Below are 14,311 nucleotides of genomic sequence, written 5' to 3'. Positions count from 1 at the left end.
GTTGCTGATCGCCGTCGCCCAGGCTCGTCCTCGCCCGTTCCCGATCCGAGAGGACGCCCCGCATGACGCCCGCCATGCCCGACCCCACCATCCCCGGGTTCGACCATCTCCGCCTGCCCGGCGCCGACGGCGTGGGGCTGGCCGCCGCCGTCGGCGGCGCCGGCAGCCCGGTCGTGCTGCTGCACGGCTTCCCGCAGACCCACCTGATGTGGCGGCATGTCGCCGCGCGCCTCGCGCACGAGCACACGGTGATCTGTCCCGACCTGCGGGGCTACGGCGCCAGCGACAAGCCGGCGGCCACCGACCCCGGCGTCTACGCCAAGCGCGCCATGGCCGCCGACGTGGTGGCCCTGGCGGCGGCGCTCGGCCACGGGCGGTTCGCCCTCGTCGGCCACGACCGGGGCGCCCTGGTCGCGTTCCGGGCCGGCCTTGACCACCCGGAGACCGTCACGCACCTGGGCCTGCTCGACATCGTGCCGACGCTCGACATGTGGAACGTCCTGCACGGCGTCTCGGCGGCCGTCGGCTACCACCTCTTTCTGATGGCGCAGCCGCCGGGCCTGCCGGAGACGATGATCGCCCGCAGCGCGGACGCGTTCTTCGGCTCGTTCCTCGACGCCTGGGCCGGCGACCCGGCCGCGCTGCCGGCGGAGGTGCGGGCCGCCTATCTGCGGGCGAGCGCCGGGGCGGTGCCGTCGATCGTGGCGGACTACCGGGCCTCGGCCGGCATCGACATCGCGCACGACCGGGCGGACCTGGACGCCGGCTCCCAACTGGCCATGCCCGTGACGGTGATCCAGCAGGACTGGGGCTCCCAACTCGGCTACGACGCCGCCGGGGTGTGGCGGGCGTGGGCGCCGGACCTGGACCACCGGCTGACCGGCGCCGGGCACTTCATGGCCGAGGAGGCGCCCGACGAGATCGCGGGGGCGGTCCGAGACCTGCTGGCCCGCTGAGCCGCCCGCGCGAACGAGCGCCCAACGGGTCGGCGGGCCCGGCCCGTTGGGCATCCGATTCGCCCGTCAGTCGAGCGCCCGTCAGTCGATGGAGGGGGTGGCGCCGTCCCAGTGCAGCGGGGTCACATACATGCCCCGCACCAGCGGGTCCTCGGAGAGCACGCCGTGGAACGCGAGCCAGTCGCCGTTCTCGCCGGGGATGACGTCCTGGCCGCCGGGGCCGACGATGCCGGTGTTCTCGGTGTTCATCAGCGGCTCGTCGGACTTGGTGAAGGGGCCGGTGAGCGCGGGCGCGGTGGCGTAGCCGGTGTGGTAGGTGCCGTCGCCGAAGAAGCCGGCCGAGTAGAACAGCACATAGCTGCCGTCCCGCTTGACCAGCGTCGGCGCCTCGATCAGCCCGCCCTCCTCGGGGCGGTCCTGCCGCAGCAGCGGCACCCGGTCGCCGGCGAACCCGAGGCCGTCCGGGGTGAGTTGCTGGAGATAGATCCAAGTGTCGACGCCGACCGCGTTGCCGTCGTTCTTGTACAGCAGGTACGGGGCGCCGTCGTCGTCGGTGAACGTCGTCGCGTCGATGGCGCCGCCCTCGTCGGCCGGGCAGACCAGCGGCCCTTCGCCGACCGGGGTGAACGGGCCGGCCGGGGTGTCGGAGACGGCGGTGCCGATGCACTGGCGGTCGGAGGCGACGTCCCGGGCCGTGTAGTACATGACATAGCTGCCGTCCGGCTGGCGCGCCACCTCGGGCGCCCAGGTCAGGCCGGTGCGCGCCCAGTCACCGAGGACGGGCAGCGCGTCCGCCTGCCGGGTCCAGGGGCCCTCGGGCGAGGGCGCGCTGGCGGTCTGCACGTTGCCGCCGGCGGCGTTGGTGGCGTAGGCCCACAACGCGCCGTCGGCGACGACCACATCGGGGTCGGGGAAGTCGGTGTCGATGACGAGCTGGGGCGCGGCGGCGGCCTGGGCGGTGGGGGCGGTCGGCACCAGCGCGGCCAGCGCCAGCGCGCCGGCGGCGGTGAGCGCGCGGCGGGTGGAACGGCGGTCCGGCGAGGAGAGCGGGTTGTTCGGGTTCTTCCGGGACATGGTGCGGCTCCTGGGGGGAACGGAGTTGGTCAGTCTCGGGATCGAGCACGGTCACGGTCGAGCACCAGCGAACGTTTTCCAACGTTGTAGAACACGGCCGGCCACAGAACAACACGCCCGCCCACCGCCTGTCCATACCCGTGACCGGCCCGCCTCCGGTCAACGCCCCACGCGCGTCCGCCCGTTGCCCCAGGTGAACGGGGCAACGGGCGGACGGGACGGGCAGGTTGCCGCGTCAGTCGGCCGCGACCAGCGCGGACTCGGGCACCAGCGCCGGGCGTTCGACGTCGCCGGCCACGGCGACCACCCGATCCTCCTCGGCGGCGCGCAGCAGGCCCTCCATCACCTCCAGCACATGGAGCGCGACCTCGCCGTCGGCCCGCGCCCGGCCGCCGGTGCGCACCGCGCGGCCCAGGTCGGCCAGGCCAAGCCCGCGCCCGGCGGCGGCGTAGCCGTGGCTGAGCGGAACGTCCGCCCACTCCCCCGCCGCGCGGGTCGCCAGCCGCACCGGCCCCTCGAAGGTGTTGGGGTCCGGCACCGAGACGCTGCCCTCCGTGCCGTGCACCTCGATCCTCGGCAACTCGTGGCGCACGGTGTCGAAGCTCATCACCACCGTGCTCACCGCGCCGCCCCGGTGCCGCAGCACGCCGGTGACATGGGTGGCCACCTCGACGGGGAACCGCTCGCCCGCGCGCGGACCCGAGCCGATCGCCCGTTCCGTTCCGCTGCGCACCGCGCCGCCCGTCACCGCCTCGACCGGCCCCAACAGGTGGACCAGCGCGGTCAGATAGTAGGGGCCCATGTCGAAGAGCGGGCCGCCGCCCGGCAGGTAGTAGAAGTCCGGGTCCGGGTGCCAGCGTTCGTGCCCGGGGCAGGCGAAGAACGCGGTGGCGGCGACGGGTTGGCCGATCCGGCCCGCGTCCACCAGCGCCCGCGCGGTCTGCACGCCCCGGCCCAGCACCGTGTCCGGCGCCGCGCCGACCCGCACCCCGGCGGCGCGCGCGGCGTCCAGCATCCGGCGGCCCTCCTCGACGGTGGAGGCCAGCGGCTTCTCGCCATAGACATGCTTGCCGCCGGCGATGGCGGCCAGCGCCACGGGGGCGTGGGCGGCGGGCACGGTCAGGTTGAGGACGGCGTCCACGTCGTCCGCCGCGTACACCTCGTCGGGCGTGGTCGCCCGCACCCCGGCGCGGCCGTCCACGGCCTTCTCCGCCCGGGCGGCGTCCAGGTCGGCGACGGCGACCGGGCGCACGCCGGCGGCCGCACCGTGCTCGTCGAAGTACCGCAGGTACTGGCCGCTGATGGCGCCGGCGCCAACGATGCCGACGCGCAACGGAGTTGGCGCGTTCACGTCCGCGCCCGACGGGCTCTCGTTCACCGGCTCGCCCACAGCAGCCCCCGTTCGGTCAGCGTGCGCACGGTCGGGTCGGTGAGGTCGTCCAGCTTGTGGCCGATCGTGGAGACGAAGACCCGGCCCCGGCCCCAGTCCCTGGTCCAGACGGCGGGGCAGGTGACGCCCCTGGCCTCGTCGGGAACGTCCGGGTCGTCGGCGGCGAAGGTCGTGGTGGCCAGCACGTCCACGTCGGGCGCGGTGTGCACCAGGTACTGCTCGGTGTGGAGCGGGATGCGGCCGGGGAGGCCGGCGAGCACCGGGTGGTCGGCGCGCTCGGGCCGCGCGTCCACGGTGTGGTCCAGCCACTTGGCGGGGTGCATCACGAACTGGCCGCCGGTCAGCCACTGGTAGCCGGTGTTGGCGCGGAACGCGTCGCAGATCCCGCCGTGCCAGCCGGCCAGCCCGGTGCCGGCCCGGACGGCGGCGGCCAGCCCGGCCGACTGCTCCTGGCTGATCTCGCCCATGGTCCAGCACTGGACGACCAGATCGGTCGCGGCCAGCGCCTCCGCGTCCAGATAGGCATCCAGGCTGTCGGAAACGGTCACATCAAAGCCCTGTTCACGCAGGAACGGCAGGAACAGGTCGGTGGTCTCGACGGGCGCGTGGCCCTCCCACCCGCCCCGGATCACCAGGGCCCGGCGGGGGGCTTCGACGGTGGACATGCGAACTCCGTTCGGCGAGAGCGTGAACGAGCCCCGCGCCGCGCCATGTCCGAGGGCGCCCGACGAGGGGCAACCCGGCCATCCTTCCCCTTCCGTCGCGGCGGTGACGAGGCCGGAGAAGCCGTTGTGACAAAGGGCACATATGGTTTGGAAAACGGTTACCCGAGCCGACCGTCCGACCACCCTCCGGCAGCGGCCGGTCGCCCCGCCGGGCCGCCGGAGGTAAACCGTTCCCCTCGATTGACATGCCCTCTTCGGGTGCGCTCGAATGATGCGTGGGAGCGCTCCCCAACCACCGTGATTCAGCCATCTGTTCATCGTGCGAGCCCCAACGGGACAGGGAGCCATGCAATGAGAATGCGAACGCTGGTCAGAGGCGGTCTGGCCGGTCTCGCCGCGCTGGGCCTGGCGGTCACCGCCGGGACACCGGCGGCGACCGCCGAGGAGGAGGGCGTCAGCGACGCGGCCCCCGCCGAGGCGGCGGCCGAGGTCTACGAGGCGGAGGACGGTGAACTCGTCGGCGTGAACGTCGACAACACCGCGCCCGGCCACTCCGGCACCGGCTATGTCACCGGCTTCGACGAGGAGAACGACCAGGTCACCCTCACCATCCCCGACAGCCCCGGCGGGCTGCACGACCTGACCCTCCACTACCGCACGCCCAACGGCCAGAAGAACACCGTGCTCCAGCTCAACGGCTCGGGCATGGGCGAGATCACCCTGCCGGAGAGCGCCGAGTTCACCACCGTCTCCGCCGGCCGGGTGCTGCTGGAGCCGGGCGCCAACACCGTGACGCTGCGCAGCGGTTGGGGCTGGTACGAGATCGACGCCATCAGCCTGGCGCCGGCACCCGACCGGCCCCCGCACCAGGTCACCGGCGAGCCGGTCAACCCCGACGCCTCGCCCGAGGCCCGCTCGCTGCTGGCCTATCTCACCGACCACTACGGCGAGTCGATCCTCAGCGGCCAGCAGGACATGGCCTCCATCGAGTGGATCGAGGAGAACCTCGGCACCACCCCGGCCATCGCGGGCCTCGACATGATGGACTACTCGCCCAGCCGGGTCGAGCGGGGCACCGTGGGCGTGGACGTCGACAACGCCCTCGCCTGGGACGAACGCGGCGGGATCACCACGTTCGTCTGGCACTGGAACGCGCCCAGCGGGCTGATCGACGAGCCGGGCCGCGAGTGGTACCGAGGCTTCTACACCGACGCCACCACCTTCGACGTCGAGGCCGCGCTGGCCGACCCCACCTCCGAGGACTATCAACTGCTGCTGCGTGACATCGACGCCATCTCGGCCGAGTTGCAGCGCCTTGAGGACGCCAACATCCCGGTGTTGTGGCGGCCGTTGCACGAGGCCGAGGGTGGCTGGTTCTGGTGGGGTGCCAAGGGTCCCGAGCCGGCCAAGGAGCTGTGGCGGCTGATGTACCAGCGGATGACCGAGGTGCACGGCCTGGACAACCTGCTCTGGATCTGGAACTCCGTCGAGCCCGAGTGGTACCCGGGCGACGACGTGGTGGACATCGTGTCGGCCGACTCCTACCCGCCGGCCGGCGACTACGGCCCGCTCAGCGCGACCTACGACAAGCTGGTCGAACTCGGCCAGGACCGCAAGCTGGTGGCGCTCACCGAGTGCGGCCCGATCCCCGACCCCGACCTGCTGGAGGCGTACCAGGCGGACTGGAGCTGGTTCGTGACCTGGGCCGGTGAGTTCCTGACCGACGGCGTGTGGAACTCGCGCGAGCACCTGGAGCACGTCTACAGCCACCCGAACGTGATCACCCTCGACGAGGTCGGGGACTTCAAGAACCACGGCCGCTGAGCGGGTCGACGGTGAGCGGCGCGTCCTCGAACGGTCGGGGGCGCGCCGTCGCCGTCACGCGCGGCTGACGGCGCGGGTCGCAGCCGCGCCCGCGCGCAGCAGTTCGGGGCGGAGCGCGACGCCGTGGCCCGGGGCCTCCGGCGCGACGATCCGGCCGTCGCGCACCTCGGGCAGGCCGGTGACCAGCTCGGGGTACCAGGTGGCCAGGAACGCGCGCACGGTCTCCTGGATCACGCCGTTGGGCTGCGAACACACCAGGTGGACGCAGGCCGCGAGGGTGGCCGGGCCGGTGCAGTCGTGCGGCGCGACCGGCACCCCGTACAGGTCGGCGAGGCCGGCGACCCGGCGCGCCTCGGTCAGCCCGCCGGTCCACTGGACGTCCACGGTGGCGAACTGGACCGCGCCCCGGCGCAGCAGCTCGGCGAAGCCCCGGCGGCCGACGAGCGTCTCGCCGGTGGCGATGGGCGCGCCGGTGTCCTCGGCGAGCCGGACCACGGCGTCGACGGCGTCCGGGCGGAGCGGGTCCTCGACCCAGAACGGCGCGAACTCCTGGACGGCGCGCAGGATGTCGGTGGCGGCTGGCCGGTTCCACAGGCCGTGCAGCTCGATCATCAGCCGCATGTCGGCGCCCACCTCCTCGCGTATCCGCTCCAGCACGCGCAGCCCGGAGCGCAGGCCGGCGCGGGTGATCTCGTTGCCGCCGGTCTCCTCGGCGGCCCGGTCGAAGGGCCAGACCTTCATGCCGCGCAGGCCCGAGTCCCACAGCTCGCGGGCGAGTTGGGCGGGGCGGGTGAGGAACGCGTCCAGGTCCTCGTAGCGGTGCGCGGCGTCCGGGACCGCGTCCGGGCTGTCCCGGGAGGCGCCCGGCAGGCCCCAGTTGGCGGACTCCTGGCGGGTGGAGGTGCGGATGTAGCCGGGCCCGGCGCAGGTGTTGTAGACCGGAACGGAGTCGCGGACCGGGCCGCCGAGCAGCGCGGCGAGCGGCAGCCCGGCGCGCTTGCCGAGCAGGTCCCACAGCGCGAGGTCGACGGCGCCGTTGCCGCGCACCTCGACGCCGCCGCCCTGGTAGCCGGCGTAGGGCGCGAGCAGCTTCGCGGCGCGCTCGGGGCCGATGTCGGGGGCGGCCAGCAGGATCGGGGCGGCGGTCTCGTGGAGGTACGCCTCGACGGCGCGGGCCCCGATGAACGCCTCGCCCAGGCCGGTGTGCCCATCGTCGGTGTGGAGCAGGACGAACAGGACGTTGGGCTGGAGCGTGGGGCGCACGGTCTCCAGGGCGGTGATGCGCATGGCGTTTCTCGTCTCTCGTTTCGTGCGGGGCTTCGCAGGGGGCGGCGCGGGGCGCTGCGGGCGGCGCGGCCCTCGCGGGTGGTCGCGCCGGGGATCAGGGCCTGACCAGCACCTTGTGGCCGCCCGGCGGGGCCTCGAAGCCGTCGGCGACCAGCCGGTCCAGCGGGATCACGGTGCGCGGCAGCGCCTCGGCGTCCAGTACCCCGGCCGACAACATGGCGACGGCCGCCGCGACGTCCTCGTCCCACAGGTGCGCCGCCGAGCCCAGCAGCCGGAGTTCGCCGAGGACCACGTCGAGCAGCGGGATCGGTTCGTCGGCGGCGCGGAAGCCGACCAGCACCACCGTGCCGCCCCGGCGCGCGAGCCGCGCGGCGGCGGCGGGCGCCCCGGGCACGCCGGCGCACTCCAACACCGCGTCCGCGCCCCGCCCGTCGGTGGCGGCGCGGGCGGCCTCGGTCGCCTCCTCGGGCGCGACGGCGAGGTCGGCGCCGGCGGCCAGCGCGACGGAGCGGCGCTCCGCCGACGGGTCGACGGCGATCAGCCGGGCGGCACCCGCCGCCCGCGCGGCCTGGAGGATCAGGGTGCCGACCGTTCCCGCGCCGAGCACCAGCACACAACTCCCCGCCGGCTCCGGCAGCTTGCGGACCGCGCGGACCGCGACCGCCGCCGGCTCGGCCAGGGCCGCGACCTCGGCGGGAACGCCCGCCGGCACCGGCACGCAGGTCCGCTCGGCGGCCACCACATACTCGGCGAGGCCGCCGTCGGTGTGCTGCCCGATGACCGCGCCGTTCGGGCACAGCCCCTCCTGGTGCCGGTCGCACCAGTAGCAACTCCCGCAGCCCAGGACCACGTCCGGCACCACCCGGTCGCCGACCCGCAGCCGGCCGCCGCCGGCGCCCGGGCCGAACGACTCGACGACGCCGACGATCTCGTGGCCGAGGGTGAGCGGCGCGCCGCCGCCGGTCAGCGGGTTGGGCCGGTCCACGGGAACGGTCACCGGACCGTGCCGGTACTCCTCCACGTCCGAGCCGCAGATCCCGCACAGTTCGACCCGGACCCGCACCTGCCCCGGGCCCGGCTCGGGCACCGGAATCCGGTCCACGCGCACGTCGCCGCGCGCGTGCCAGCGCGCGGCGCGCATCAACGGGCCGGCGGACCCCAACGGGTCCCCGGGCGACGGGGGTTGCGGTGCGGGTGCCTGGTGCGCCATGGGTTCAGCCTCCGTAGGGCAGCGTGGGCAGGCCGGCGACGCCGACCTCGGCGGCGAAGACGGCGCCGGCCGACGGGTGCGCTGCGGTGTCGGTCGCCAGCCGCGAGGTGGTGACGAAGAGGGTGGTCAGGCCCGGGCCGCCGAAGGCGCAGGCCGTCACCCGGGGCACCGGGAGTTCGACCACCCCGGCCAGCGCCCCGTCGGGCGCGTAGCGGTGCACGGCGCCGCCGCCCCAGAGGGCGACCCAGAGGTGGCCCTCGGCGTCCACGGCCAGGCCGTCGGGATCGCCCACGCCGTCGGGGAGTTGGACCAGCGGGCGGCGGCCGTGCGGGCCGCGCTCCGGGTCGTGGTCGAGGACATCGATCCGGCGGGTGGCGGAGTCGACGTAGTAGGCGAGGGAGCCGTCCGGGCTGAACCCGAGGCCGTTGGAGATGGTGACCTGGCCGAACGCGGCGGCCTCGACGGCGGTGCCGTCCGGGTCGAGCCGGTAGACCCGGCCCCGGCCGGGGCCCTCGTCGTAGGCCATCGAGCCGCACCAGAGGCGGCCCTGCGGGTCGCAGCCGCCCTCGTTGAGCCGCAGCCCCGGGTCCGACCACAGCTCGGGGCCCCACTCCTTCGGGGTGGCGCCGCGATGGAGGCCGTCCCAGCTGGCGTCGCCGGTGCCGGGGAGCGTGGCGAAGCCGCGTTCCAGCGCGAACAGGGTGCCGCCGGCGCGGCGCGGGCGCAGCAGGGCGGCGACCTGGCCGACGTGCGCGCGGTCCACGGCGCCGTCCGCGCGCAGCGCGAGCACGTCGCCGGCGAGCATGTCCACCCAGCGCAGGCCGCCCCAGCCGTCGAACCAGACGGGGCCCTCGCCGTGTTCGCACAGGGGCTCGGTGATCTGTGTGGCGTGCGCCATCGCTGTCGCGTCCCTTCTGGGATCTCTTTGCGCCGACATCTGGTCTGACCGCTCTGACCAGTTCTACTCTGTCGGGGCAGACTGAAACAAGCCCCGAACCATCCCGAACGCACCTGACGCTCCCGAACTCACCGAACCCCGCCCGAACCCTGCCCGAACCCCCGCCGAGGATGTGCGCCGCACCATGAACCCCGCCGGCAGCCCGCCCGTTGCCACCGCCGTTGCCACCGCCGTCACCGCCGTCGTTAGGCTGGGACCATGAACCCGCCGCGCCCGACCGACGCCGAGCGTCCGGTGCGGACGATCACCAGGGCCGAGCTGGCCCGCCACCTGGAGACGTTGATCTTCTCCGGCGAGGCGGCCCCCGGCACCAAGCTGCCGTCCGAGCGCCGCCTCTCCGAGGAACACGGCGTGAGCCGGCCGGCGGTGCGCGAGGTGCTGCGCGGCCTGGAGGAGCGCGGGTTGATCGAGGTGCAGGCCGGACGGGGCGCGTTCGTCCGGCAGTTGACCGAGGCGGCCGACCTCGGGCCGATCGACACGATCTACCGCCGGCGGCGGCCGACCCCGCGCGATGTGATCGAGGCCCGGCTGATGCTGGAGCAGCGCACCGTGCGGAGCGCGGCGGAGAAGGCCACGCCGGAGGATCTGGCGCTGATCCGGGAGGCGTTGACCCGGTTCGAGCGGGCGGACGACCTGCTGGCGCGGGCGCGGGCCGACGTCGACTTCCACAGCGCGGTGGCGGCGGCCGCGCACAACCCGGTGATCGAGACCATGTTCGCCTCGATCAGGACCATGTGCTTCGAGCTGATGATGCGCAGCCTGGCCGACCCCACGGTCCACCGGAAGGGCGTGCCCTACCACCGGGAGATCGTCGACGCGATCTCCGCCGGCGACGCCGCCGGGGCCGAACGGGCCATCGCCGCGCACCTCCAGGTCGCGCTCGACCACTACGGCGCCGACCTCGACCGGCCCCTCGACCTGGTGGCCCAGCGGGAGATGCACCGGCTGATGGCCAACGAGCGGTAACGAACGGCCACGCGCGGGGCGTTGGCCCCCGCGCCGCGCCCGGAGCGGGGTGGGCGTTCCCACCCCGGCGCGAACTCCCTCGCCCCCGCACGATATTCACGATATTCCTGAACCCGACCACTTCGCCCATGGAGCACAGCCATGCACAAAACACCCCCCGCCTCCCCGGCCCCCCTCTGGTCCATCGGTACCCCGGGGCGCGGTCCTCACCAGTTCTCCGGCGCCTGGTCGGCGAAGGACGGCAACGCGTTGACCTTCGAGGTCGGCGTCCATGAACCGGCCAGGGACTGGCCCGCGTTCCACCCGGGCCCGCTCGACGCGCACGGCGGCTGGCGCGGCCACCGCATCGACATCGACTTCACCGTGCCGGAGGCCACGGCAGCCGGCTCGTCCGAGGGTGCCGGGAACGAACGGCCGCCGGACGGCTACCTGTTGGAGCTGTTCCTCTTCGCCTCGCACGGCCCCTGCCCCGATCTGGCGATCGAGCTGGACGGCCGCCACCGGGGCGGCTTCCGGCCGAAGGTGGTGCGGGAGGACCGGGCCGAGGTCTGGGGCCAGTCGCCCATCAACGGCCATGCCCGCGTCGAAGTACCGTTGCCCGCCGCCTGGTTGGCCGCCGGCCGACACCGGCTCTCGATCACCACGGCCGTGCCCGACGGGCTCGACGACCAGGGCCCGCCGGCCGAGGAGCGCCGCCCGTACCACGAGCAGTACGGGCACTGGTTCGGCAGCGGGCTGACCTGGGACTGCCTGCGGCTCACGCCGGCCGAGGCGCCGCCGACCACCGCGAGCGCCGAGCTGCGGGCCACCCCGTTCTACGTTGCCGAGGACGGCGCCTCACACGAACTCCTGGAGCTGACCGTCGCGTTGGCGCCCGGCCGGCCGGCGCCGGCCGCCGCCGAGGTGCGGGTCGGCCCGCACACCCGCCACCTGCCGCTGCCGGCCGTCGGCACCCCGGACGAGCCCGGCGCGCGGGACTTCGGCCAGCTCCATCTCCGTTTCCCCATACCGGAGTTCGCCGAGGACGGCGGCCCGGTGTCCGCCGAGGTCCGGCTCGACGACGGGGAACCGTTCGTCAACGAGCTGACGCCGGCCCGCAAGTGGACCCTCCACCTCATCCCCCATGTCCACCTGGACATCGGCTTCACCGACTACCAGGGCAAGGTCATCGAGCTGCACAACCGCAACCTCGACCGCGCGCTGGCCATCAACGAGCGCGACCCCGACTTCGCCTACAGCGTCGACGGCGCCGTGGTGATCTCCGAGTACCTGGCCAGCCGGAACACCGAACGCGCCGAACGGGTGCTGGCCGCGCTGCGCGAGGGGCGGATGGCGGTCAACGCGTTCCACAGCCTCTTCCTCTCCGGCCTCGCCTCCCTGGAGGAGTGCTACCGCGCCGCCACCACGGCCGCCCGGCTGCGCGCCGAACACGACGTGCCGGTGCGGCACGCCAACCTCACCGACGTCCCCTCCTACAGCGCAGCGCTTCCCGGGATACTCGCGGAGCTCGGCCTGGACGGCTTCGTCGGCATCATGAACCATGGCCGGGGCAGCAACGCCGACAGCGACCTGCTCCACCTTCAGTCGCCGTTCCTGTGGGAGGGCACCGACGGCACCCGGGTGCTGACCCACTTCGCCGACTCCTACTCCCAGCTGCGGTTCATGGCCGCCGACCCGCAGACCCTCGCCGGCGGCGCCCAGGCGTTCGACCGCTACCTCGCCCGTTACGAACGGCCCGACTACCTGCCCCACGACCTCGCCCTGATCGGCACCCACGCCGACAACGAGGACCTGGCCGACGGCGACCACGGCTTCGTCGAACGCTGGAACGCCGCGTATGAATGGCCCCGGCTCGTCGTGTCCACCCTCCCCGACTACCTGGACGCCGTCCGGCCGCTCGCCGACCGGCTCCCCGTCCACCGGGGCGACGGCGGCAGCTACTGGGAGGACGGCGCCGGCACCGCCGCCACCCTCACCGCCGAACACCGCACCACCCAGAGCCTGTTGCCGGCGGCGGAGGCGCTGAGCGCGCTGGTCGCGCGCGTCGGCCCGGGCCTGGCGCCGCGCGTCGACAGCCTGGACGCCGCGTGGGACAACGCGCTCTACGGCGCCGAGCACACCTTCACCTGGTCGCACGCCAACGCCCACCCCGAGGGCGAGCAGGGCCACGACCAACTCGACTGGAAGCGCACCCGCGTTCACCAGGCGCACCGCGCCGCGCTCGACGAGATCCGCCGCGCGCTGAGCCAACTCGGCGACCTGGTCAGCACGCAGGGCCCCTCCCTCCTCGTCGGCAACCCGGGGCCGCGCGCCACGGCCGGCGAGGTCGTCGTCGAACTCCCGCGCGACAGCGTGGTGTTCGGGCCCGAGGGCCCACTGGCGGCCGAGGTCCTGGCCACCCACAGCAAGGGGCTCCGCCGGCTGCGGCTGTCCGTCCCCGAGGTGCCGGCGTTCGGCTGGCGGGTGCTCTCCCTCACCGGCCCGACCGCCGAGGTCGGCCCGGGCGGCGCCCAACAGGCGGCGGGCGAGACGTCGTTGCCCGTCGTCGAGGAACCGTTCGAGGCGCTGCCGGAACGGCTCGACACGCCACGCTGGCAGCTGACGTTCGACCAACACACCGGTCTTGTCCGTGGGTTGACGCACCGCGCCACCGGCCGTCCCGTCCTGGGCCCCGACTCGGACTGGCGGTTGGGCCAGCTCCTCTACGCCGCCGACGGCCCCGACCACCTCACCCGGGGCGACGCCGACGGCCCCTACGCACACGACCACGACCATGACCACGGGCATCACCACGGGCCCGACCCCGCGTTGACCACGCCCCGGCCCACGGCCGCCGGACCCACCACCCTCGGCGACCGGATGCCGCCCGCTCCCCCGCCCGCCCTGGCGGTCACCCCCGCCACCATGCGCCCCGTCGGCGTGCGCCGCACCCACGACGGCCACCGGCTGCGCTGGGTCGGCAGCGCGCCCAGCGTTCCCGCCGTCACCCTGGACATCCTGCTGCGCGACGAGGACGACCGGGTGGAGGTCACGGTCTCGCTGGAGAAGGAGGCCGTGCTGGCCAAGGAGTCGGTCTATGTCGCCTTCCCCTTCGCCGCCGAGCGGCCCACCGTGCACTACGACCGCCAACAGGGCTGGATCAACCCGGCCATCGACCACACGCCCGGCGCCTGCTACGAGTGGCTGACCACCCAGTACGGCGTCGCCGTCACCGACGGCGGCCCCAACGGGCCAGGTGTGGTGTGGAGTTCGGCCGACGTGCCGCTGTTCGCCGTCGGCGACATCGTGCGCGGCACCTGGCCGACGCGGTTCGAACCGGCCTCGGGAACGCTACTCTCCTGGGTGATGAACAACTACTGGCCCACCAACACGCCGCCCAGCCAGGACGGTTCGCTGACCCTGCGGTACGCGTTCACGCCGGTCGCCAGCTTCGACCCGGCGCGGGCCACCGCCTTCGGCCAGGGCCTGCGCCACGGCCTGCTGGCCTCCGAGATCACCCGCCTCGACCGCCACGCCCACGGCCCCGCGCAACTCCCCACCACCGGAACGCTGTTCGACCTGCCGCTGCCCGACGGCATCCACGCGACGGTCGCCGCGTCCAGGACCCGCGAAGGGCTGCTGCTCCGCGTCCAGGAACTCACCGGCCAGGAACGGGAGATCACCCTCCCCCGCCCGACCGGCACCACGTCGGCGCTGCGCTGCACGGCGGACGAACGCCCCCTGGAGACACTGCCGTTGACGGAGAACGGCGGGTTCACGCTGCCACTGAGGCCGTTCGGAGTCGCGACGGTGCTCCTGACGGAGGGGTAACGGCGGCAGGCCGCCGGCGCCGCCGGCGGCCATGGGGGGAGCGCGGAACCGCCCGGCGGGGGCCGGGGGCCACCGGCGTAGCCGGGGCCCCCGCGCCGGGCGCGGGGAGCAGAGGAGCTGACCTGGGGTTTTATCGGCGGGGTGGGCGGGTTTTACTTACTTTCACGGAAA

The 14,311-nt window shown here is 74.2% G+C and carries 10 protein-coding genes; 4 read left to right on the top strand and 6 right to left on the bottom strand.

Annotated elements, in window-relative coordinates:
* Positions 1 to 62 precede the first annotated feature (62 nt).
* On the top strand, positions 63 to 956 hold the full coding sequence (locus FH609_RS18140; RefSeq protein ID WP_226961776.1) for an alpha/beta fold hydrolase: 894 nt from the start codon (positions 63 to 65) through the stop codon (positions 954 to 956).
* An 81-nt stretch (positions 957 to 1,037) separates the two neighbouring features.
* Here FH609_RS18140 and FH609_RS18135 read toward each other — a convergent pair whose 3' ends face one another.
* The 3 genes from FH609_RS18135 to FH609_RS18125 form a co-directional block, all read right to left on the bottom strand.
* Positions 1,038 to 2,030: a glycoside hydrolase family 43 protein gene (locus FH609_RS18135; protein WP_139668843.1), complete on the bottom strand. Its 993-nt coding sequence runs from the start codon at positions 2,028 to 2,030 to the stop codon at positions 1,038 to 1,040.
* Positions 2,031 to 2,265: 235 nt separating this feature from the next.
* On the bottom strand, positions 2,266 to 3,408 hold the full coding sequence (locus FH609_RS18130; RefSeq protein WP_226961775.1) for a Gfo/Idh/MocA family protein: 1,143 nt from the start codon (positions 3,406 to 3,408) through the stop codon (positions 2,266 to 2,268).
* Positions 3,405 to 4,085: a ThuA domain-containing protein gene (locus FH609_RS18125; protein ID WP_139668841.1), complete on the bottom strand. Its 681-nt coding sequence runs from the start codon at positions 4,083 to 4,085 to the stop codon at positions 3,405 to 3,407. The genes FH609_RS18130 and FH609_RS18125 overlap by 4 nt, the downstream gene beginning before the upstream one ends.
* Positions 4,086 to 4,436: 351 nt before the next feature.
* On the opposite strand from FH609_RS18125, the gene FH609_RS18120 reads away from it, so the two are divergent.
* On the top strand, positions 4,437 to 5,909 hold the full coding sequence (locus FH609_RS18120; protein ID WP_226961774.1) for a glycosyl hydrolase: 1,473 nt from the start codon (positions 4,437 to 4,439) through the stop codon (positions 5,907 to 5,909).
* A 54-nt stretch (positions 5,910 to 5,963) separates the two neighbouring features.
* On the opposite strand, the gene FH609_RS18115 is transcribed toward FH609_RS18120, so the two are convergent.
* The 3 genes from FH609_RS18115 to FH609_RS18105 all read right to left on the bottom strand — a co-directional run bounded on the left by FH609_RS18115 (position 5,964) and on the right by FH609_RS18105 (position 9,304).
* A complete protein-coding gene (locus FH609_RS18115) occupies positions 5,964 to 7,196 on the bottom strand; it encodes a mandelate racemase/muconate lactonizing enzyme family protein (RefSeq protein ID WP_193317934.1) in 1,233 nt (410 codons plus the stop codon).
* A gap of 94 nt (positions 7,197 to 7,290) precedes the next feature.
* Positions 7,291 to 8,406 carry a zinc-binding dehydrogenase gene (locus tag FH609_RS18110; RefSeq protein WP_139668839.1) on the bottom strand — a complete coding sequence of 372 codons (1,116 nt, stop codon included), beginning with the start codon at positions 8,404 to 8,406 and terminating at the stop codon, positions 7,291 to 7,293.
* A 4-nt stretch (positions 8,407 to 8,410) separates the two neighbouring features.
* Positions 8,411 to 9,304, bottom strand: coding sequence for an SMP-30/gluconolactonase/LRE family protein (locus FH609_RS18105; RefSeq protein WP_139668838.1), 894 nt, complete (start codon positions 9,302 to 9,304; stop codon positions 8,411 to 8,413).
* A gap of 258 nt (positions 9,305 to 9,562) precedes the next feature.
* Here FH609_RS18105 and FH609_RS18100 point away from each other — a divergent pair, with 258 nt between their 5' ends.
* Complete coding sequence (locus FH609_RS18100) at positions 9,563 to 10,330, top strand: FadR/GntR family transcriptional regulator (protein WP_139668837.1); 768 nt, start codon at positions 9,563 to 9,565, stop codon at positions 10,328 to 10,330.
* 141 nt (positions 10,331 to 10,471) lie between these two features.
* Positions 10,472 to 14,140, top strand: coding sequence for a hypothetical protein (locus tag FH609_RS32155; RefSeq protein ID WP_139668836.1), 3,669 nt, complete (start codon positions 10,472 to 10,474; stop codon positions 14,138 to 14,140).
* Positions 14,141 to 14,311 lie beyond the last annotated feature (171 nt).

The organism is Streptomyces sp. 3MP-14 (assembly GCF_006334905.2).
Lineage (GTDB): Bacteria > Actinomycetota > Actinomycetes > Streptomycetales > Streptomycetaceae > Streptomyces > Streptomyces triticirhizae.
Note: the sequence above shows the minus strand (reverse complement) of the source record. Positions and strands in the feature narration are given on the sequence as shown.

Bases quoted from the DNA above. Each gene is read 5' to 3' on its own strand.
- FH609_RS18140 (WP_226961776.1), top strand. From the start codon at position 63: ATGACGCCCGCCATGCCCGACCCCACCATCCCCGGGTTCGACCATCTC.
- FH609_RS18135 (WP_139668843.1), bottom strand. From the start codon at position 2,030: ATGTCCCGGAAGAACCCGAACAACCCGCTCTCCTCGCCGGACCGCCGT.
- FH609_RS18125 (WP_139668841.1), bottom strand. From the start codon at position 4,085: ATGTCCACCGTCGAAGCCCCCCGCCGGGCCCTGGTGATCCGGGGCGGG.
- FH609_RS18120 (WP_226961774.1), top strand. From the start codon at position 4,437: ATGAGAATGCGAACGCTGGTCAGAGGCGGTCTGGCCGGTCTCGCCGCG.
- FH609_RS18115 (WP_193317934.1), bottom strand. From the start codon at position 7,196: ATGCGCATCACCGCCCTGGAGACCGTGCGCCCCACGCTCCAGCCCAAC.
- FH609_RS18110 (WP_139668839.1), bottom strand. From the start codon at position 8,406: ATGGCGCACCAGGCACCCGCACCGCAACCCCCGTCGCCCGGGGACCCG.
- FH609_RS18105 (WP_139668838.1), bottom strand. From the start codon at position 9,304: ATGGCGCACGCCACACAGATCACCGAGCCCCTGTGCGAACACGGCGAG.
- FH609_RS18100 (WP_139668837.1), top strand. From the start codon at position 9,563: ATGAACCCGCCGCGCCCGACCGACGCCGAGCGTCCGGTGCGGACGATC.
- FH609_RS32155 (WP_139668836.1), top strand. From the start codon at position 10,472: ATGCACAAAACACCCCCCGCCTCCCCGGCCCCCCTCTGGTCCATCGGT.